At 67.5% G+C, this 19,254-nt stretch carries 18 protein-coding genes; 6 read left to right on the top strand and 12 right to left on the bottom strand.

Going from position 1 to position 19,254, the window contains the following annotated elements; all coding sequences use genetic code 11:
• Nucleotides 1-91 precede the first annotated feature (91 nt).
• From greA to QMX79_RS06685, 9 genes are all read right to left on the bottom strand, one after another.
• Nucleotides 92-556: a transcription elongation factor GreA gene (greA, locus tag QMX79_RS06725; protein WP_282245607.1), complete on the bottom strand. Its 465-nt coding sequence runs from the start codon at nt 554-556 to the stop codon at nt 92-94.
• 8 nt (nt 557-564) lie between these two features.
• Nucleotides 565-3,807, bottom strand: a complete 3,243-nt coding sequence (carB, locus tag QMX79_RS06720) for a carbamoyl-phosphate synthase large subunit (protein ID WP_282245605.1) — start codon at nt 3,805-3,807, stop codon at nt 565-567.
• 50 nt (nt 3,808-3,857) lie between these two features.
• Entirely contained in the window at nt 3,858-4,547 is a 690-nt protein-coding gene (locus QMX79_RS06715; RefSeq protein ID WP_282245604.1) for a hypothetical protein, read from the bottom strand.
• A 19-nt stretch (nt 4,548-4,566) separates the two neighbouring features.
• Nucleotides 4,567-5,067, bottom strand: coding sequence for a hypothetical protein (locus QMX79_RS06710; RefSeq protein ID WP_282245603.1), 501 nt, complete (start codon nt 5,065-5,067; stop codon nt 4,567-4,569).
• 58 nt (nt 5,068-5,125) lie between these two features.
• Nucleotides 5,126-6,259, bottom strand: coding sequence for a glutamine-hydrolyzing carbamoyl-phosphate synthase small subunit (gene carA / locus QMX79_RS06705; RefSeq protein ID WP_282245602.1), 1,134 nt, complete (start codon nt 6,257-6,259; stop codon nt 5,126-5,128).
• 226 nt (nt 6,260-6,485) lie between these two features.
• Nucleotides 6,486-7,214 carry a 4-hydroxy-tetrahydrodipicolinate reductase gene (dapB, locus tag QMX79_RS06700; RefSeq protein ID WP_282245600.1) on the bottom strand — a complete coding sequence of 243 codons (729 nt, stop codon included), beginning with the start codon at nt 7,212-7,214 and terminating at the stop codon, nt 6,486-6,488.
• Between the two features lie 262 nt (nt 7,215-7,476).
• Nucleotides 7,477-7,731, bottom strand: a complete 255-nt coding sequence (locus QMX79_RS06695) for a DUF6587 family protein (protein WP_282245599.1) — start codon at nt 7,729-7,731, stop codon at nt 7,477-7,479.
• Entirely contained in the window at nt 7,731-9,590 is a 1,860-nt protein-coding gene (locus QMX79_RS06690; RefSeq protein WP_282245597.1) for a ferrous iron transporter B, read from the bottom strand. The genes QMX79_RS06695 and QMX79_RS06690 overlap by 1 nt, the downstream gene beginning before the upstream one ends.
• Nucleotides 9,587-9,841 (bottom strand): FeoA family protein, encoded by a 255-nt coding sequence (locus QMX79_RS06685; RefSeq protein WP_093536239.1) that lies wholly within the window; start codon nt 9,839-9,841, stop codon nt 9,587-9,589. Before QMX79_RS06685 ends, QMX79_RS06690 begins: the two co-directional genes overlap by 4 nt.
• Before the next feature lie 117 nt (nt 9,842-9,958).
• On the opposite strand from QMX79_RS06685, the gene QMX79_RS06680 reads away from it, so the two are divergent.
• From QMX79_RS06680 to yeiP, 6 genes are all read left to right on the top strand, one after another.
• The gene (locus QMX79_RS06680; RefSeq protein ID WP_282245588.1) at nt 9,959-10,747 is read left to right on the top strand and encodes an enoyl-CoA hydratase-related protein; all 789 of its coding nucleotides are present in this window, start codon (nt 9,959-9,961) and stop codon (nt 10,745-10,747) included.
• A gap of 11 nt (nt 10,748-10,758) precedes the next feature.
• Nucleotides 10,759-11,145, top strand: coding sequence for a VOC family protein (locus tag QMX79_RS06675; RefSeq protein WP_282245586.1), 387 nt, complete (start codon nt 10,759-10,761; stop codon nt 11,143-11,145).
• 155 nt (nt 11,146-11,300) lie between these two features.
• Complete coding sequence (locus tag QMX79_RS06670) at nt 11,301-12,194, top strand: hydroxymethylglutaryl-CoA lyase (RefSeq protein WP_282245584.1); 894 nt, start codon at nt 11,301-11,303, stop codon at nt 12,192-12,194.
• Nucleotides 12,191-14,755: an EAL domain-containing protein gene (locus QMX79_RS06665; protein ID WP_282245582.1), complete on the top strand. Its 2,565-nt coding sequence runs from the start codon at nt 12,191-12,193 to the stop codon at nt 14,753-14,755. The genes QMX79_RS06670 and QMX79_RS06665 overlap by 4 nt, the downstream gene beginning before the upstream one ends.
• Before the next feature lie 79 nt (nt 14,756-14,834).
• Nucleotides 14,835-15,605 carry an SDR family NAD(P)-dependent oxidoreductase gene (locus tag QMX79_RS06660; protein ID WP_282245580.1) on the top strand — a complete coding sequence of 257 codons (771 nt, stop codon included), beginning with the start codon at nt 14,835-14,837 and terminating at the stop codon, nt 15,603-15,605.
• 38 nt (nt 15,606-15,643) lie between these two features.
• Entirely contained in the window at nt 15,644-16,210 is a 567-nt protein-coding gene (gene yeiP, locus QMX79_RS06655) for an elongation factor P-like protein YeiP (protein ID WP_282245578.1), read from the top strand.
• A gap of 132 nt (nt 16,211-16,342) precedes the next feature.
• Here the strand turns inward: yeiP and QMX79_RS06650 are convergent, their stop codons facing one another.
• Genes QMX79_RS06650 through QMX79_RS06640 form a run of 3 tightly spaced genes read right to left on the bottom strand, consistent with a single transcriptional unit; the run spans nt 16,343 to nt 19,244 of the window.
• Entirely contained in the window at nt 16,343-17,086 is a 744-nt protein-coding gene (locus tag QMX79_RS06650) for an MliC family protein (protein WP_282245576.1), read from the bottom strand.
• Between the two features lie 26 nt (nt 17,087-17,112).
• Nucleotides 17,113-18,948 carry a DUF4105 domain-containing protein gene (locus QMX79_RS06645; RefSeq protein WP_282245574.1) on the bottom strand — a complete coding sequence of 612 codons (1,836 nt, stop codon included), beginning with the start codon at nt 18,946-18,948 and terminating at the stop codon, nt 17,113-17,115.
• Nucleotides 18,948-19,244: a DUF2388 domain-containing protein gene (locus QMX79_RS06640; RefSeq protein WP_214905713.1), complete on the bottom strand. Its 297-nt coding sequence runs from the start codon at nt 19,242-19,244 to the stop codon at nt 18,948-18,950. Before QMX79_RS06640 ends, QMX79_RS06645 begins: the two co-directional genes overlap by 1 nt.
• Nucleotides 19,245-19,254: the final 10 nt, after the last annotated feature.

Below are 19,254 nucleotides of genomic sequence, written 5' to 3'. Positions count from 1 at the left end.
GCCGAGCGCCTTGGCCACGTCATCAGGCAACGCAGCCGCCGGGAAGCGGCTGCGCGCCGGCAGCAACAGGGTTGCCGTGGCCATGGTCAGGTCAGTCCAGGTACTGGACGCTGACGATTTCGTACTCGCGCTGCCCGGCCGGGGCGTCGATCACGATGCTGTCGCCCTCGTTCTTGCCGATCATGGCACGCGCCACCGGCGAGGAAATCGCGATCAGGCCGAGTTTGATGTCGGCCTCCAGGTCGCCCACGATCTGGTAGCGCTTCTCTTCATCGCTTTCCACATCAGCCAGCTCGACGGTAGCGCCGAACACGACCTTGCTGCCGGCGTTGAGCTTGGTGATGTCGATGATCTCGGCATGCGACAGCTCGCCTTCCAGCTGCTTGATGCGGCCTTCGATGAAGCCCTGCTCTTCGCGCGCGGCGTGGTACTCGGCGTTCTCCTTGAGATCGCCGTGTTCACGTGCCTCGGCAATGGCCGCGATGACCTTGGGGCGCTTGACCGACTTCAGGTGGTCAAGCTCTTCGCGCAGACGCTGCGCGCCCTTCAGGGTGATCGGTGCTCTCATGCGTTCAACTCCTTGTGCAGCTCCTGCAGCGACCAGACCGGGCCGGTACCGCGGAATTCCAGTGATTGCACCAGCGCCTTGGCGCCGGCAATGGTGGTCGAATAGGTGACGCGGTGCTGCAGCGCCTCGCGACGGATCGAGAACGAGTCGTTGATCGCCGCACGCCCTTCGGTCGTGTTGACGATATACACGATCTCGCCGTTCTTGATCGAATCGACGATGTGCGGGCGGCCTTCGACGACCTTGTTGACGATCTCGCACTGCATGCCGTGCTCCTGCAGCCACGCCGCGGTGCCACGGGTGGCCACCAGGCTGTAACCGCGCTCGAGCAGTGCCTGTGCGACCGGCAGCACGCGCTTCTTGTCCGGGTCACGGACCGACACGAAGGCCTTGCCCAGCGGCGGTGCCTTGATGCCACCGGCTTCCTGCGCACGCGCGAAGGCGGCGCTGAAGCTCCGGCCCACGCCCATCACCTCACCGGTGGAGCGCATTTCCGGCCCGAGGATCGGGTCGACGCCCTGGAACTTGGCGAACGGGAAGATCGCTTCCTTGACCGAGTAGTAGTCCGGCACGATTTCCTTGGTCGCGCCCTGCTCGGCCAGGGTCTTGCCGGCCATGCAGCGCGCGGCGATCTTGGCCAGCGGCATGCCGGTGGCCTTGGACACGAACGGCACGGTGCGCGAGGCACGCGGGTTCACTTCCAGCAGGTACACGATGTCCTCGCCGTTCTCGCCGGCCTGGATCGCGAACTGGGTGTTCATCAGGCCCACCACGTTCAGGGCCTTGGCCAGCTCCACCACCTGGCGGCGCAGCTCGGCCTGGGTCTCGGCCGACAGCGAGTACGGCGGCAGCGAGCAGGACGAATCGCCCGAATGCACGCCGGCTTCCTCGATGTGCTCCATCACGCCGCCGATCAGCACGTTGCCGTCCTTGTCGGCAATGATGTCCACGTCCACTTCCACCGCGTTGTCCAGGAAGCGGTCCAGCAGCACCGGCGAATCGTTGGAGACCTTGACCGCATCGCGCACGTAGCGCGCCAGGTCGGACTCACCGTAGACGATTTCCATCGCACGGCCGCCCAGCACGTAGCTCGGGCGCACCACCAGCGGGTAGCCGATCTCGCGGGCCAGCAGCAGGGCTTCCTGGTCGTTGCGGGCGATGCGGTTCGGCGGCTGCTTCAGGCCCAGCTTGTCCACCAGCTGCTGGAAGCGCTCGCGGTCTTCGGCCAGGTCGATGGAGTCCGGCGAGGTGCCGATCACCGGCACGCCGTTGGCTTCCAGCGCGCGCGCCAGCTTCAGCGGGGTCTGGCCGCCGTACTGCACGATCACGCCCTTGGGCTGTTCCAGCTCGACGATTTCCAGCACGTCTTCCAGCGTCAGCGGCTCGAAGTACAGGCGGTCGGAGGTGTCGTAGTCGGTCGAGACGGTTTCCGGGTTGCAGTTGACCATGATGGTTTCGAACCCATCATCGCGCAGCGCCAGCGCCGCGTGCACGCAGCAGTAGTCGAACTCGATGCCCTGGCCGATGCGGTTCGGACCGCCGCCCAGGATCATGATCTTGTCGCGGTTGCTCGGCGCCGCTTCGCACTCGTCCTCGTAGGTCGAATACAGGTAGGCGGTGCTGGTGGAGAACTCGGCGGCGCAGGAATCCACGCGCTTGTACACCGGGCGCACCTTGAGCGCACGGCGCAGCGCGCGCACGCCCGCTTCGTTGGTGCCGGTCAGCTCGGCCAGGCGCGCATCGGAGAAACCGGCGCGCTTGAGCTTGCGCAGGCGGGCGGCGTCGAGTGCGTCCAGGCCATCGGCAGCCAGCTGGGTTTCGGCCTGGATGATCTCTTCGATCTGGTCCAGGAACCACGGGTCGATGTGCGACAGCGCGAACACGTCTTCCACGCTGAAGCCGGCGCGGAATGCATCACCCACGAAGAACAGGCGCTCCGGGCCCGGGGCCTTGAGTTCACGCTTCAGGGTGGTGATGTCGTCTTCGTTGGCCAGGTCCAGGCCGGTCGGGTCGAGGCCGATCTTGCCGGTTTCCAGGCCACGCAGTGCCTTCTGCAGCGATTCCTGGAAGGTGCGGCCCATCGCCATCACCTCGCCCACCGACTTCATCTGGGTGGTCAGGCGGGCATCGGCGGCCGGGAACTTCTCGAAGGCGAAGCGCGGGATCTTGGTGACGACGTAGTCGATCGACGGTTCGAACGAGGCCGGGGTCAGGCCGCCGGTGATTTCGTTCTTCAATTCGTCCAGGGTGTAACCGACCGCCAGCTTGGCGGCGACCTTGGCGATCGGGAAGCCGGTGGCCTTGGAGGCCAGCGCCGACGAACGCGACACGCGCGGGTTCATTTCGATGACAACGACGCGGCCGGTGGTCGGGCTGATGCCGAACTGCACGTTCGAACCGCCGGTATCCACGCCGATCTTGCGCAGCACGGCGATGGAGGCATCGCGCAGGCGCTGGTATTCCTTGTCGGTCAGGGTCTGGGCCGGGGCCACGGTGATCGAGTCACCGGTGTGCACGCCCATCGGGTCCAGGTTCTCGATCGAGCAGACGATGATGCAGTTGTCGGCGGTGTCGCGCACCACCTCCATCTCGAATTCCTTCCAGCCCAGCACCGATTCTTCCACCAGCACTTCGGTGGTCGGCGACAGTTCCAGGCCGCGGGTCACGATATCGACCAGCTCTTCGCGGTTGTAGGCGATGCCGCCACCGCTGCCGCCCAGGGTGAAGCTGGGGCGGATGATGGTCGGGTAGCCGACGCGGGTCTGGATCTCGATGGCTTCTTCAAGCGTATGGGCCACGGCCGCGCTCGGGCATTCCAGGCCGATCTCGCCCATGGCCACGCGGAACAGCTCGCGGTCTTCGGCCATGCGGATCGCATCGCGCTTGGCGCCGATCAGTTCGACGTTGTACTTCTCCAGCACACCATTGTCGGCCAGGTCCAGGGCGCAGTTCAGCGCGGTCTGGCCACCCATGGTGGGCAGCAGGGCGTCGGGCTTTTCCTTGGCGATGATCTTCTCAACCGTCTGCCAGTTGATCGGCTCGATGTAGACGGCGTCGGCCATCTCCGGGTCGGTCATGATGGTGGCCGGATTGCTGTTGACCAGCACCACGCGGTACCCCTCGTCACGCAGGGCCTTGCAGGCCTGGGCGCCGGAGTAATCGAACTCACAGGCCTGGCCGATGACGATCGGGCCGGCACCGATGATGAGGATGGTCTTTAGATCAGAACGCTTTGGCATTGTCTTCTCGGTAATCCGTACAGCGTGGTCGGGGGGATCGCACGCTGCGATCAGTAATTAGGTGCTTGGAACTTCACACCGCACGTGGCTTCCATCGTCTTCATCATCCGCCGATAGTCGCCTTCGGTCGGGTTCTGCAGGTCGCCGTAGGTTGCCAATACGCGTTTGGCTGTTGGGGAGGAAGCGAACGTCTGAAGTGCGCTGAAAAGGGAATGTGGCGGGGTGGGGAACGATCGCGCGGCAGGCTGGCCGCCCGACCTGATCGCTTCGGCGTTAGCTGGTACTAGTGCGCCCTGCATATGCGAGGAGAAGGCGTCGCCAAACCACTGTCCTGCTGGCGTGGCAAGGAACGTCATCCACGCATCAACGTCATCTTGACCCGTACTACCCAAGCCCATGATCACACTGTTGGTGGCGTGGTGCTCCAAGCCTTTCTTTAACTCATCGGAAACGCAAGCGCGCTGGGCGTCGTCGATGCTGCGGTTGAACTCGGCCAAGAAGCCGCTACCAATCATGACGTCGTACGTCTTCGCCCAGAATGCGTCCATGCCCAGCGCATGGTTGAGCGCTTTAACTGAGCTCCGGGACGCCTCGGCGGCATGGACGGACGGGACCATGGCGATCAGCAGGGCGGCAATGCAGACATGCCGTTTGGCAAGCCCGCCCCATCCATGCATTGGCTGCCGGGCATGTGCAAAGCGGCAGTCAGCTGGTCTCGAAGCAATAGATGGGTTGCGCATGGGCATCTGCTTTTCCGAGTCAGTTCTTGGGAGCGACATCACAACGGCTCAACAACTGTTCCCGCACCGCGCTGGCACGCTCGGCGCTGAGGGTGGAATCATGCGCATCCAATTCGCGTATGAACGCACTCCAAGCAGGCCGGGCAACAAACGCATCCACTTCCGCCGAAGGCGCCGTAGTCGGAACGGGCAGATCCCCGGGCGCGACGCCCGAGGCAGCAGCCATCATCACAGCGCTCCAGTCCTTGCTGTACTGCGCACCTGCCGGTGTATTGAAGAAAGCCAGCCAGACGGCCGCTTCGGCCTCACCATCGACCTTCAGCGCCGTCCGCAACGGCTCGAGGTTCCAATCGGCCACCGCATCGATCATCACATCGACCATGCACGCCTGCGTCGCCTCGGGCAGCTGCGCGATCTGGGCGGACGAAGCAAGACGCTTGCTCATTTCCTTGCGCATCGACTCCATCGTCTGGTAGTAACCAAACCGGCTGGCCAGCTGGGCCAGTGTCTGCTGGCTCACCGGCGAAGCTGCTGCCGGCCATGCAAGTACCAGGAGAAGGACCGCAAGGAGAGCCCGATCAGCCATTCTGCTTCCCGCCCATCAGGGCAATGAAGCGGTCGAACAGCGGGCTGACGTCGTGTGGGCCCGGCGAGGCTTCGGGGTGGCCCTGGAAGGAGAACGCCGGCACGTCGGTGCGGGCGATGCCCTGGTTGGTGCCGTCGAACAGCGAGCGGTGGGTCACGCGCAGGGTGGCCGGCAGCGTGGCTTCATCCACCGCGAAGCCGTGGTTCTGCGAGGTGATCATCACGCGGCCGTCGTCCAGGTCCTGCACCGGGTGGTTGGCACCGTGGTGGCCGTGACCCATCTTGACGGTCTTGGCGCCGGAGGCCAGTGCCAGCAGCTGGTGGCCCAGGCAGATGCCGAACACCGGCACCTTCTTGTCCAGGAACACCTTGATCGCTTCAATGGCGTAGTCGCACGGCTCCGGGTCGCCCGGGCCGTTGGACAGGAACACGCCATCGGGGTTCATCGCCAGCACTTCGGCAGCCGGGGTCTGGGCCGGCACCACGGTGATGTCGCAGCCGCGTTCGGCCAGCATGCGCAGGATGTTGAGCTTGGCGCCGAAGTCATAGGCCACCACCTTGTACTGCGGGGCGGCGCTGACGAACGTGTTGGAATCCAGGTCGAGCTGGCCCTCGTTCCAGCTGTAGGCCTTGTCGGTGCTGGTCACCTTGGCCAGGTCCATGCCCTTCAGGCCGGGGAACTTGCGTGCCGCTTCCAGGGCAACGTCGACGTTGATGTCGTCACCGGCCATCAGGGCGCCGTTCTGCGCGCCGCGCTCGCGCAGGATGCGGGTGAGCTTGCGGGTGTCGATGCCGGAGATGGCGACCACGCCACGCTGCAGCAGCCAGTCCTGCAGCGAGACCTGGCTGCGCCAGTTGCTGGGACGGCGCGGCACGTCGCGCACGATCAGGCCGGCCGACCACACTTTGTGGGCTTCGTCGTCCTGGTCGGTAAGGCCGGTATTGCCGATATGCGGGTAGGTCAGCGTGACCATCTGCCGGGCGTAGGAGGGATCAGTCAGCACTTCCTGGTAACCGGTCATGGCGGTGTTGAACACCACCTCACCGACGGACAGGCCGGGCGCGCCTACGGATTCGCCCTCGAATACGGTGCCGTCTTCGAGGACGAGGATTGCGGCTTGGGTCACGGGAATCTCACTTTGGCTACCGAGGGGTCACCGAAGTCACGCCACGCTTCACGGAAAAGCGGTTGCAAAAAAGCGCGGACTGCGGTGCGGGACCGGTCCGGCTGTCGTGATTCGGCGAGCGGGAATTGTAAAGGCAACCCCCCTCCAACGCCAGCGTTTGCTTGCAATCGCCAGCGTACGGGAGCGTCCGGCCACCCTGGGGTTCAGGCGTGGCCGGTGCGCGTGTTCAGGTTGCGCTGGCGGCGAGCAGGTCGCGGACGCGGTAGCTGGCGGGGGCGCGCCCGTTCAGCTGCACGGCGGCGAACAGGGCGCCACGGGCGAAGATGTCGCGGTTGGTGGCGCGGTGGGTCAGTTCGATGCGCTCACCGAGGCCGGTGAACTGGACGAGGTGTTCGCCGACGATGTCGCCGGCGCGCAGGCTGGCGTAGTGCGGCTGGGCACCGCCCTTCTGGGCGGCGGCGCCGAGGGTGAGCGCGGTGCCGGAGGGGGCGTCCTGTTTGTGGACGTGGTGGGATTCGACGATGTCGCAGTCCCAGCCGGCCAGGGCGGCGGCGGCGCGTTCGACGAGTTCATCGAGCACGGCCACGCCGAGGCTGAAGTTGGACGCCCACACGAGCGGGATCTTGGTGGCGGCCTGGATCAGGGCCTGGCGCTGGGTTTCGCTGATGCCGGTGGTGCCGGAAACGAGCCCTGCGCCGCGCTCGACGCACAGGGCCAGCACGGGGTCGAAGCCTTCAGGCAGGCTGAAGTCGATGGCGACGTCGAACTGGGGCGCGCCGTGGAGTTCACTGGCGGCGAAATGCGGGACGCCGTCGACCACGCGCTGGGCGGGCGAGCGGCGGGTGACGGCGGCAACGACCTGCAGGTCGTCGCGTTCGGCCGCCAGGCGCAGCAGGGCCTGGCCCATGCGGCCGGAGGCGCCGTGGATGAGCAAACGAATGGGGGGAGTAGTCATGCCCGCAGGCTAGCGAATGGGCTTGGATTGGGCAATCGCCAACATCGACGTCAACTTCAACGTCAAGATCAAGATCAAGTGCGTCGGCTCTGCGTTGCCGTCTGGCTGGGCGGGTCCGGGGTAGGCCCGCGGGGGACGCCGTGAACCCATCCTTGGGGGCTTGGTCGCGGCATCCATGCCGCTCACACCCCCGCAAACCTACCCCGGCCCCGCCCTCGACATGTTGTCGGTGACGGGGCCAAGAGCATGGTGTGTCGGTTGATCAGTGTTGCTTGGGCGGCGTTGGGCCGCAGCTGTCGCAACCGCCACAAGCACTGCCACTGCCGGTGGCCGGTGGTGCGATCTTTCGGCCTAGTGCCTGCAGCCAGTTGGCGCGCTCGGGCCTGATCAGCCCCAGCGCTATCGCGCCGCGCGCTTTGCGTACGGTGCCCGGGAACTGCTTTTTCAGCACTACCCAGGCGCTGATCAGGACGATCAGCGCGACCACGATGTACTGCAGGAGCAGGCCGGTGCTCATCAGCCGCCGCCCAGGGCCACGGTCACCTGGTAGGTGACCAGTGCGGCGAGGTAGGCGGCCGCGAACAGGTAGAAGGTGGCAAAGCCGACCTGCTTCCAGGAGTTGGTTTCGCGCTTGATGGTGGCCAGGGTGGAGATGCACATCGGGGCGTAGATGAACCACACCAGCAGGGACAGGCCGGTGGCCAGCGACCAGCCGTTGGCGACCACCGGGGTCAGGGCCTGGATGGCGGCGTCATCGTCGGCGGCGGACAGGGCGTAGATGGTGGCCAGGGAGGAGACGGCCACTTCGCGGGCGCCCATGCCGGGGATCAGGGCGATGCAGATCTGCCAGTTGAAGCCCAGCGGGGCGAAGAACACGGCCATGGCGTGGCCGATCTGGCCGGCGAAGCTGTAGTCGATGGCGGGGTTGGTGGCGTTTTCGGGGGCGCCCGGGAACGACAGCAGCACCCACAGCAGGATGGTCAGCGAGAGGATGATGCCGCCCACGCGCTTGAGGAAGATCATGCCGCGCTCGTACAGGCCCACGGCCAGGTCGCGCGGGTGCGGGATGCGGTAGGACGGCAGTTCGAGCATGAGCGGGTGCTCGCTCTTGTCGCGGCGCCACTTCTTCATCACCCACGACATCGCCAGGGCGCTGAAGATGCCGGCCGCATACAGGGCGAACAGGATCAGGCCCTGCTGGCTGACGAAGCCCCACAGGGTCTTCTGCGGGATGAACGCGCCGATCAACAGGGCGTACACCGGCAGGCGCGCCGAGCAGGTCATCAGAGGGGCGACCAGAATGGTGGCGAGGCGGTCGCGCGGGTCCTGGATGCTGCGGGTGGCCATGATGCCGGGCACCGCGCAGGCGAAGCTGGACAGCAGCGGGATGAACGAACGGCCCGAGAGGCCGGCCGAGGCCATCATGCGGTCGAGCAGGAACGCGGCACGCGGCAGGTAGCCCGATTCTTCCAGGGCCAGGATGAAGGCGAACAGGATCAGGATCTGCGGCAGGAACACCACCACCCCGCCGACGCCGGCGATGATGCCGTCGGTGAGCAGGCTGGTCAGCGGGCCGGGCGGCAGGTTGGCGCCTACCACTTCGCCGAGCCAGCCGAAGCCGGCCTCGATGCCGTCCATCATCGGGGTGGCCCAGGCGAACACCGCCTGGAAGATCAGGAACATGACCACGATCAGGGTCATCAAGCCGAACACCGGGTGCAGCAGCCAGCGGTCCAGCGCGTCGTCGATCTTGGCGGTGCGGGTGGGCATGCTCACTGCGGCGGCGAGGATGCCGCGCACCTGGGCGTGGTAGTCCGCTTCCCCGGCAACCGCGGCCACCAGCGGGGCATCCAGGTGCGGCACCATCGCATCCAGCCGCTCTACCAGCGCGTGGGCACCGTTGCGGCGCACGGCCACGGTTTCCACCACCGGCACGCCCAGGGCCTGTTCCAGCGCCGGCACGTCGATCTTGATGCCACGGCGCTCGGCCGCGTCCACCATGTTCAGCGCCACGATCATCGGCTTGCCCAGCTCGCGCAGTTCCAGCGCGAAGCGCAGGTGCAGGCGCAGGTTGGTGGCGTCGATCACGCACAGCAGCACGTCCGGGGCGGCCTCGCCCGGGTAGAAGCCCCGGCACAGGTCGCGGGTGATCGCTTCGTCCAGGCTGGCCGGCTGCAGGCTGTAGGCGCCCGGCAGGTCGAGCACGGCGAATTCACGCCCGGACGGCGCGCGCAGGCGGCCTTCCTTGCGCTCCACGGTCACGCCGGTGTAGTTGGCGACCTTCTGGCGGCTGCCGGTCAGCTGGTTGAACAGCGCGGTCTTGCCGCTGTTGGGGTTGCCGACCAGGGCAATGCGCAGGGTGGCGGCGGCGCTCATGCGGCCGCTCCATCTGCAACCGCGGTGATGTCGATGCGCTTGGCTTCGGAAATCCGCAGGGCGAAACGGGTGAACCCGACCTGCACCAGCAGCGGCTCGCCGCCGATGGGACCACGGGCTACCAGACGCACATCTTCACCCTTGACGAAACCCAGTTCCCTGAGCCGCCGGGCGATGGCGTCGTTTGCATGGAGGTCGCGCACCGACTCCACCAGAGCGGAGCCGTGCAGCGGCAGATCGGACAACGTCACAGGTCGCCTTCGGTCGATAAGAATGGTTATCAATATTAGCATCGCCGCGCCGCGTCATGGCCCGGGGCCCATGGGCCGCTATGATCCATACATGTATGGAGCAGGCGCAGGCCCCCGATGAGTGACGCTTTACGAATTGAACGCAGCGCGGCCGTGCTGACCCTGTGGCTGAACCGCCCTACCCTGCACAACGCCTTCGACGCCGGGCTGATCGCCCAGCTCACCGCCGCGCTGGAAGCGGCCGGCCGCGACGAGCAGGTCCGCGCGGTGGTGCTGGCCGCCACCGGGGCCTCGTTCTCGGCCGGTGCCGACATGCAGTGGATGCGCGGCATGGCCGCCGCCAGCGAGGAAGACAACCGCCAGGATTCGCTGGCGCTGGCCCGGCTGATGCGCACCCTGGATGAACTGCCCAAGCCGACCATCGCCCGGGTGCACGGGGCGGCGTTCGGCGGCGGCGTGGGCCTGGTGGCCTGCTGCGATATCGCCATTGCCAGCACCACCGCCCGTTTCGGCCTGACCGAAAGCCGGCTGGGCCTGCTGCCGGCGGTGATCTCCCCCTATGTCATCGATGCGATTGGCCCGCGCCAGGCGCGGCGCTGGTTTGCCACCGGCGAGCACTTCGACGCCGACACCGCCCTGCGCATCGGCCTGGTGCACCAGCTGATCGAACCTGAACGGATTGATGAGGCGGTCCAGCGCCAGCTGGGCCTGCTCGACAAGGCCGGCCCGATCGCCTCGTCCTCGGCCAAGGAGCTGGTGCGCCGGGTGACGATCGGACGCGACCGCGACGCAACCGACCGCGACAATGCCGCCCTGATCGCCCGCCTGCGGGTGTCCGAGGAAGGCCAGGAGGGCCTCGGCGCCTTCCTGGACAAGCGCGCTCCCCATTGGGTTACCCAGGACTGAGGGACGTCCCCATGCTCGACCATATCGGTATCCGCTGCAGCGATTTCGCGCGCAGCCTGGCGTTCTACCAGCAGGCGCTGGCCCCGCTCGGCATCCGCGTGGTGATGGAAGTCAGCGCCGAACAGACCGGTGCGGACGCCCACGCCGGGTTCGGCCGCACCGGCAAGCCGGATTTCTGGATCGGCAGCACGCCCGGCGCCCACGGCGGCGTGCACGTTGCCTTCAGCGCCGGCAGCCGCGACGAGGTGGATGCGTTCCATCGCGCCGCGCTGGCCGCTGGCGGCCGCGACAATGGCGCACCCGGCATCCGAGAGCACTACCACCCCGACTACTACGGCGCGTTCGTGCTGGATCCGGATGGCAACAATGTCGAAGCGGTCTGCCACCGCCCCGCCTGACCCGCGCTGGCCGCTTTGCCGCCCATCCCGCGTATCCCCCTTTCATGGCCCACAGGGAAACCTGGGTCGCTCCACTTCGCCAGGAACTTTCGTGACCCCATCCCCCACCCGTCCACTGCAGGCTGTGCGTCTTCCCTTCCATGGGGAGCATCGGCATGGATGATTTCGTCCGCATCGTCGAAGTCGGTCCGCGCGACGGACTGCAGAACGAAGCCCAGCCGGTGGCCACCGCCGACAAGATCGAGCTGATCCGCCAGCTCTCGCTGACCGGCCTGCGCACCATCGAAGCCACTAGTTTCGTCAGCCCGCGCTGGGTACCGCAGCTGGCCGATGCCGCCGAGGTCTATGCCGGCATCGAACGCCGCCCTGGCATCGCCTACCCGGTGCTGGTGCCCAACGAACAGGGCTACGACCGCGCCCGCGCGGTGGGCGTGGAGGAAGTGGCGGTGTTCACCGCGGCCTCGGAAACCTTCAACCGCACCAACACCAATGCCGGCATCGATGAATCGCTGGCGCGCTTCGCGCCGATCCTCGAGCGCGCCCGCGTCGACGGGGTGAAAGTGCGCGGCTACGTGTCCACCGTGCTCGGCTGCCCCTATCAGGGCGAGGTCGCCGTCAGCGAGGTGGTGCGCGTCGCACGCGCGCTGCACGACATGGGCTGTTACGAAATCTCGCTGGGCGACACCATCGGCGTGGGCACCCCGCGCAAGGCCCGCGCCATGCTGCGCGCGGTGGCCAGCGAAGTGCCGATGCCCGCCCTTGCCGTGCATTTCCACGATACCTACGGCCAGGCGCTGGCCAACATCGATGCATGCCTGGACGAAGGCGTGCGCGTCGTTGATTCAGCCGTATCCGGCGCTGGCGGCTGTCCGTATGCCAAGGGCGCCAGCGGCAACGTCGCCAGCGAAGACGTGGTGTACCTGCTGCATGGCGTCGGCATGCGTACCGGCATCGACCTGCCGGCACTGGCCGCCACCGGCCGCTGGCTGGCCGCGCGGCTCGGCCGCGAAACCGGCAGCAAGGCCGGCAGGGCCCTGGCCGCGACATGAGCCGACGCCGCCCGCGCACGGATGCTGCGGTCGGTGATCACCTCACCGGGCACGTCGACGCGTTGGCGGCCCTGGAACAGGCGCTGGCGCAACCGCCCGGCGACGACCTGCACGCCCTGCTGCGCGATGTGCAGCAGGCCCTCCAGGAAGCCATGGACGAGCGCCAGCTGGCCCTGCGCCGCTACGCGGCACTGTTCGATGCGGTGCCCGATCCGGTCAGCATCCTCAGCGAATCCGGCGTGGTGCTGGACCTCAACAAGGCCGGCATACGTGCCTATGGCCGAGCCCGCGAAGACATCATCGGCCAGCCGATCGAGCTGCTCAATCCGGACCTTCCCAACGATCACCTCGATCCGGTCTGGGAAGCGCTGCGCCGGGGCGAAACCTACGTCATCGAAGTCACCAACATGCGCGGTGACGGCAGCCGCTTCCCGGTGGAAGTGCATTCGGCCGGCTTCGAGCACCAGGGCGAGCACTGCATCGTGGCGGTGGCGCGCGACCTGAGCAGCCGTTGGCAGGCCGAATCGCGCTACCGGCTGCTGATGGAATCGATCGACAAGGGCGTGATCCTGTTCGATCGCGACCTGCGCGTGATCTCGGCCAACCCGGCCGCGCACCGCATCCTGGGCACGCAGGGCAATGGCGGCAGCCTGGCCGCCATGCTGAGCCCGGACGACTGGATCAGCGTGGACGAACACGGCCATCCACTCACCCGCGACCAGTGGCCGGCAGCGGAAGCGCTGCTGCGCGGGCGCATCGTCCGCAGCACCATCGTCGGCCTGTACCACCGCCCACGTGGGCGCATGATCTGGATTTCCACGACCAACGTGCCGGTGTACGGCAATGGACGCGACTGCCCCGACCACGTGTTCGGGCTGTTCAGCGACATCACCGAACTCAAGCGCAACAACACCTTGTTCGACCGCGCCCAGTCACTGGCGCACATCGGTGGGTGGGAATGGGACCGCGGCCTGCAGCGCCTGTACCTCACCGATGAAGCCGCGCGCATCCTCGGCCAGGAGCTGCCGCTGCAGGACATGGCGCACCTGATGGACTGCCTGCGCCTGGACGACCGCTCGCAGCTGCAGCAGGCGCTGCTGGACGTGATCGACCGCCAGGTACCGTTCGAGCTGGAGCTGCAGGGCCAGCGCGGCGACGGGCATTCGTTCTGGGTGCGCATGATCGGCGAGGCCGAGGCCGGCGACGTCAACGCCGCGCGCATCGCCGGCACCGTGCAGGACATCACCTCGCGCAAGCACGCCGAAGAAACCCTGCGCATCCAGGCCCGCACCGACCCGCTCACCGGCATCATGAACCGCGATGCGGTACTCACCGACCTGGCCGCCCGCATGGGCAGCCCCACCCACTGCAAGGTGGGCGTGCTGTACATCGACCTGGACCGCTTCAAGACCGTCAATGACCTGCTCGGCCACAACGCCGGCGACGAACTGCTGATCGATGCCACCCGCCGCATTTCCACCGCGATCGGCACCGAAGGGCTGGTGGCGCGGTTTGGCGGCGACGAATTCCTGGTGGTCTGCGACACCCGCGACCAACCCGACCAGCCCGAGCGCCTGGCCGAGGCGATCACCCGCGCCTTCTCCACCCCGTTCCGGTTCGGCAGCGACGAGTTCTCGGTCACCACCAGCATCGGCATCGCCCGAGCGCCGCAGGACGGGCTGCGCCCGCAGCAGCTGATCCAGAACGCGGACATCGCCATGTACGACTGCAAGCGGCGCACCCGCAACGGCTGGCAGGTGTTTTCCCCGGAGCTGGCGCAGCGCCAGCACGACCGCCTGCAGATCGAAAGCCGCCTGCACCGCGCGCTGGACGATGACGAGTTCCACCTGGTCTACCAGCCACAGGTGAACCTGCATACCGGCCAGCTGGTGGCGGCCGAAGCGCTGATCCGCTGGCGCAACTCGCAGCTGGGCGAACTGCGCCCGGACATCTTCATCGGCCACGCCGAAAGCACCGGCGACATCGTGCGGATCGGGTTGTGGGTGCTCAACGAGGCCTGCCGTCAGGTGCGCCAGTGGCAGGACGACGGGCTGGGCATCGTGCGGGTGGCGGTGAACGTGTCCTACCGCCAGTTCGTCGGCGAGGACCTGGCCCGCAACGTGCGCCAGGCGCTGGACCAGTACGGCCTGCCCGGCAGCGCGCTGGAGCTGGAATTCACCGAGCGGGTACTGATCGAGGATGCGCCCGACACCCTGCAGACCTTCGCCCGCCTGCGCGAGATGGGGGTGCTGCTGACCATCGACGACTTCGGCGAAGGCTACAGCGCGCTCAACTACCTGCGCCGCCTGCCCATCCACGGGCTCAAGCTCAGCCAGATGTTCGTCGAAGGCGTCCCCGGCAACCGCTCGGATGTGGCCGTGTGCGAGGCCGTGTGCGGCATCGCCCGCAGCCTGGGGCTGGGCCTGGTCGCCGAAGGCATTGAATCGGAGGAGCAGCGCCGGTTCCTGCACGACATGGGCGTGACCGTCGGCCAGGGCTTCCTGTTCGCGCCGGGCATGGCCCCGGACGAGTTCGCCCGCCGCCTGCCGCCGCGCCGCTGAGCGTCCGCCTGCGCTGCACAACGGCGAACGGGCCGGCATCCGCTAGAATCGGCGGCTCTTGAACCTGCGGGATCGTGCAATGCAGCTGTCTTCCGTCCGCGCCGTCGTTACCGGCGGTGTTTCCGGCCTCGGCCTCTCGGTGGCCCAGCACCTGGTCGCCCACGACGCCAAGGTGGCCCTGTTCGACCTCAATGACGACAAGGGCGCCGCCGCCGTTGCCGAGCTGGGCGCCGCCAACGCCCGCTACTTCAGCACCAATGTCAGCGACGAAGCCGCCGTGGCCGCGCAGATCGACGCCGCGCACGCGTTCCTGGGCGGTCTGAACGCCGTGGTCAGCTGCGCCGGCATCCTCGGCGCCGGCCGCGTGCTGGGCAAAGAGGCGCCGATGCCGCTGGCCACCTTCCAGAACACCGTCATGGTCAACCTGGTGGGCAGCTTCAACGTGGCCAAGGCCGCAGCCAACCGCATGCAGCACAACACCGCCGGCGACGATGGCGAGCGCGGCGTGATCATCAACACCGCCAGCGTGGCCGCCTATGAAGGCCAGATCGGCCAGGCCGCCTATGCCGCCTCGAAGGGTGGCGTGGTCGGCATGACCCTGCCGATGGCGCGCGAGCTGTCGCGCTTCGGCATCCGCGTGATGACCATCGCCCCGGGCATCTTCTGGACCCCGATGGTCGATGGCATGCCGCCGGCCGTGCAGGAATCGCTGGCCGCCTCCATCCCGTTCCCGCCGCGGCTGGGCAAGCCGGAAGATTTCGCCGGCCTGGTCGGCCACATCCTGACCAACACCTACCTCAACGGCGAGACCATCCGCCTTGACGGTGCGGTGCGCCTGGCACCCAAGTAAGCAAGCACCATTACCTCCCACGAACCGACCTTCATTACATGAAAGCCAACGACATCAAGAAAGGCAACGTCGTCGAATACAACGGCGGCGTTTACCAGATCCGCGACATCGAGCGCAGCTCGCCGCAGGGTCGCGGCGGCAACGTCCGCTTCCGTTTCATCATGTACAGCGTGCCGGGTGGCAACAAGCTGGACGCCAGCTTCGACGCCGACGACAACCTGCCGGAAGTCGAACTGCTGCGCCGCCAGTCCACCTATTCGTACAAGGACGGCGACGCGTTCGTGTTCATGGATGACGAGGACTACACCCCGTACACCCTCGATGCCGATGTCATCGGCGACGACGCCGGTTACATCACCGACGGCCTGACCGGCATCTACGTGCAGGTCATCGATGACCAGCCGGTGGCCGTGCAGCTGCCGAGCAGCGTGGTGCTGGAAGTGGTGGAGACCCCGCCGGAGCTGAAGGGCGGCACCGCCACCAAGCGCCCGAAGCCGGCCAAACTCAGCACCGGCATTGAAATCATGGTGCCGGAGTACATCTCCAACGGCGAGCGCGTGCTGGTCAACACCGCGACCGGCGAGTTCGCCGGCCGCGCGGACTGACCAAGAGCCGGGCCCTGCCCGGCTGCTTTTACGTTCGTGACTGCGCGCAACACGCGCCAGAATCATTTTCCTTCTCGACGCGGAATTGATCATGGCGCGTGGCGACGCATTTATCGCACTGGCGCCCCGTGGTCATGGGGCGCGGCGCTCGGCCAAGGCCGGCGCCCCGGCGAAATCGCCACAGCCGTGGTACTGGCGCGCGCCCACCGTGAGCATCACGGTGGCGCCGAATGCCTGCCCGCTCATGTCGTCATGGCAGACCGTGCGCTGGAAGCTGACCTTGATGTCGGTGCCATCGGCGGCCTTGCCCGACCAGCCATCCTTGCCCTGGGTCGGCGCGACCACTTCGAATTTCTGCTCGCCGTAACCGGTCTCCACGCGCAGCACCGGGTTTTCGCCGGCGCTGACCTGGGCCAGCCAGCCCGGCTCGTTGCCGGTGGCACGGAACTCGGGCGGCGCGGCTGCACTCGCGGCGGCGGCAGCAATCTCGCCTTCCTTGCCCGATCCGGTGCAGCTGCGGTCCGGCTCGCCCTTGAGGGTCAGCGTGCCTTCGGTGGTGCCCTTGGTCCAGAACACGTTGCCCTGCCCGTCACTGAACTTCGCGCCCGAGGCGGCGGTGTCCGAGGCCATCACGAAGGTGCGCCCGCCGACCACCACCGTGGCCGAATCCTGGCCGCGGTAGGTCGCCTGTACCGGCAGGTCGCCGCACTGGAAGGCATACACGCGTTCATCCGAGGTCGGCGCGGCCGCCGGCGGCGGGGTTTCGTTGCCGGCCGCGACGGGCCCAGAGGTCGCGCTGTCGGCCTGCTGCGCCGGCTGGCACGCGGCCAGGCCGGTGGCGATGGCCAGGCTGAGGATGAGGGGAGATACGCGCATGTTCGACTCCTTGCCGATGTTCTGGTTCAACCGCAGATCCTAGCCCCGCCCGCGTGACCGGCGGTGAAATACGCCTGTTCGCGCGCCAATTGGCGCATGCGGCTTCCCAATCGGGCCAGCGTGTCATCGATCGTAGCCAGCTCCTGCTGCTGCGCCGCCGGCAACCGCGCACGCATCTGCGTCTGCAACGCCGTCCATGCCGGCACCCCACGTGCACTGATCTGTTTCGCAGCCTCGGCCGCGATGACACGCTCCCCCGCCGTCGGCAGGCCATAGCCGTCACCGCCCACCAATCCGGCCGGATTCACCAGCTGCCCGGCATCGTCCAACAGCGCGAGCAACGCCGCGTGCGCTTCATCGCCGCCCGCATCCGCACCCCCCAGCGCCCGCTTCAGCCCATCGCGCGCGCGCAGCTCTTCCCGGTACCGCGCCGCCTGCTCCAGCAACAACATCGCTGATGTCGCACGCAATCCGCCACGCTCCGCCCATTGCGCACGCTGCGCCGCCGGGAGTTCCAGCCACGCAGTCACTTTCGCCGTCGGCAATGCCAGTTCTGCACGCGCCACATCGAACAACTGCTGGTAATGCGCCTGCGCCGAGGGGAAGTAGTAACCCAACCGCATCGCCTCGCGGCGGTCGTCCAGCACCGCGCCATCGGCACGGCCCTGCCGCTCGAGTCGACGCAGCAGGCCACCGGGGCTGAGCCGGTTCAGGCCGGGGTCGGCCCAGCGCGGCACGCCTTCCTGCAGCAGCTTGCCGGTTTCCACCGCGCAGTTGTTGCTGACAAAGCGGTAGCGCCCGTCATAGCTCCAATGCACCTGGCCCACCCGTTCCAGCAGGCTGGCGATGTCGCTTTCATCAAGCGCCAGCGGTACCGACTTCAACCCGCGCAGCTCCAGCTGGGTGTACTCGTTGATCACCTGGTTGAGCGGCAGCACGAACAGCCGCGACGGATAAGCGCCGGTGAGCCCGCGCCAGCTGGAAATCTGCACATCGCCGACGAACGCGCGGAACGACAGCACCCGGTGCTGGGCCAGATCCAGCCGGCACGCCGGGGCGCGCGGGCGCCCCGGCGCGCAGATCACCAGCCGCAGCATGCTGTGGCCCCAGCGGCTCATCAGCTGGTCGTTGCCCTCGGCCAACAGGTAATCGACTGCATACACCCGCTGCGGATCCAGCTCCAGCAGCGAGGCTTCGCCGGTGACATCGCCGGCCTGCACCAGCGCCACGCGCGGGTCGCATGCGGCCTGCGGCCCGGAGCCAATGTGGTCTGCGAACCACGCCGCCAGCGCCGGGCGGCGGCACGCGAAATCGGCATCGAGCAGGTAATGCTCGGCATTCACCGCCAGGTATTCGGCCGGGCTGTGGCGCTCGTACGGGTCGGGACTGCGTTCGGTGAACGCGTTGTCGCCGCGTCCCCATCGCCACGGGTGCTGCTGCCAGCCGGCCAGGTCACGCCAGCGGGCGGTGTTCGACCAGCGGCCGTCAGCGGCACGGTCCAGCACGTGGGTCAATTCATGGATCAGCGCCGCCTGCACCGCGCGTGGCAGCGGCTGGCCGGGCTGCACCTCATCCAGCAGGTTGCGCCGCAGCGTGATCGCGTTCCTGCGGGCACGGCCATGCACAGACTCGGGTAGCCGGTCCGACCAGGAAATGGTCACTGGGGCGGCGAAGCGCGCCTGCCATGCCGCGGGCAGCAGCGCAGGTGCCTGCTGCAGCACCTGCTCGGCGTTCGCCCGTTGGCCAGGATCAAGCCCGTCCGCCTGCAGCTGAAGCTGCAGGGCGGCCTGGGCGGTCGGGACGGCCAGCAACGCCGCCAGGACCGCCGCGCATCGGCGCAGGGCCCGGCGGCGAAGCTGCATCAGCGGGCCAGCAGGGCCTGGGCCAGCTGCATGTCGCTGGCGTCGCGCTGGGCGGCGCCGGTTTCGCGCAGGTGCAGCAGGGCCGCTTCCAGGCGGGCGCCACGGATGGCACCGTCGGTGGCCACGAACGCCGCCGCGTCTTCGCGGGCGTCGACCACCACCTTGTCGTCGTCCGAGCTGGACGAGCCGGCCGAAGACGCGCCGGAAGCGGAACCGGCCGAGGAACCAGCGAAGCTGGAAGCGAAGGCCGACAGCGGCAGGGCGAGCACGGCAAGGAGCAGGATCGATCGCATCATGTTCGGGTCA

Origin of the sequence: Stenotrophomonas sp. PS02300 (assembly GCF_029959395.1) — a bacterium.
GTDB lineage: Bacteria > Pseudomonadota > Gammaproteobacteria > Xanthomonadales > Xanthomonadaceae > Stenotrophomonas > Stenotrophomonas maltophilia_AD.
Note: the sequence above shows the minus strand (reverse complement) of the source record. Positions and strands in the feature narration are given on the sequence as shown.

Excerpts from the sequence above, each read along its gene's own strand:
- carB (WP_282245605.1), bottom strand. The coding sequence starts at position 3,807 with ATGCCAAAGCGTTCTGATCTAAAGACCATCCTCATCATCGGTGCCGGC.
- QMX79_RS06715 (WP_282245604.1), bottom strand. The coding sequence starts at position 4,547 with ATGCGCAACCCATCTATTGCTTCGAGACCAGCTGACTGCCGCTTTGCA.
- dapB (WP_282245600.1), bottom strand. The coding sequence starts at position 7,214 with ATGACTACTCCCCCCATTCGTTTGCTCATCCACGGCGCCTCCGGCCGC.
- QMX79_RS06695 (WP_282245599.1), bottom strand. The coding sequence starts at position 7,731 with ATGAGCACCGGCCTGCTCCTGCAGTACATCGTGGTCGCGCTGATCGTC.
- QMX79_RS06690 (WP_282245597.1), bottom strand. The coding sequence starts at position 9,590 with ATGAGCGCCGCCGCCACCCTGCGCATTGCCCTGGTCGGCAACCCCAAC.
- QMX79_RS06680 (WP_282245588.1), top strand. The coding sequence starts at position 9,959 with ATGAGTGACGCTTTACGAATTGAACGCAGCGCGGCCGTGCTGACCCTG.
- QMX79_RS06675 (WP_282245586.1), top strand. The coding sequence starts at position 10,759 with ATGCTCGACCATATCGGTATCCGCTGCAGCGATTTCGCGCGCAGCCTG.
- QMX79_RS06670 (WP_282245584.1), top strand. The coding sequence starts at position 11,301 with ATGGATGATTTCGTCCGCATCGTCGAAGTCGGTCCGCGCGACGGACTG.
- QMX79_RS06665 (WP_282245582.1), top strand. The coding sequence starts at position 12,191 with ATGAGCCGACGCCGCCCGCGCACGGATGCTGCGGTCGGTGATCACCTC.
- QMX79_RS06660 (WP_282245580.1), top strand. The coding sequence starts at position 14,835 with ATGCAGCTGTCTTCCGTCCGCGCCGTCGTTACCGGCGGTGTTTCCGGC.
- yeiP (WP_282245578.1), top strand. The coding sequence starts at position 15,644 with ATGAAAGCCAACGACATCAAGAAAGGCAACGTCGTCGAATACAACGGC.
- QMX79_RS06650 (WP_282245576.1), bottom strand. The coding sequence starts at position 17,086 with ATGCGCGTATCTCCCCTCATCCTCAGCCTGGCCATCGCCACCGGCCTG.
- QMX79_RS06645 (WP_282245574.1), bottom strand. The coding sequence starts at position 18,948 with ATGCAGCTTCGCCGCCGGGCCCTGCGCCGATGCGCGGCGGTCCTGGCG.
- QMX79_RS06640 (WP_214905713.1), bottom strand. The coding sequence starts at position 19,244 with ATGATGCGATCGATCCTGCTCCTTGCCGTGCTCGCCCTGCCGCTGTCG.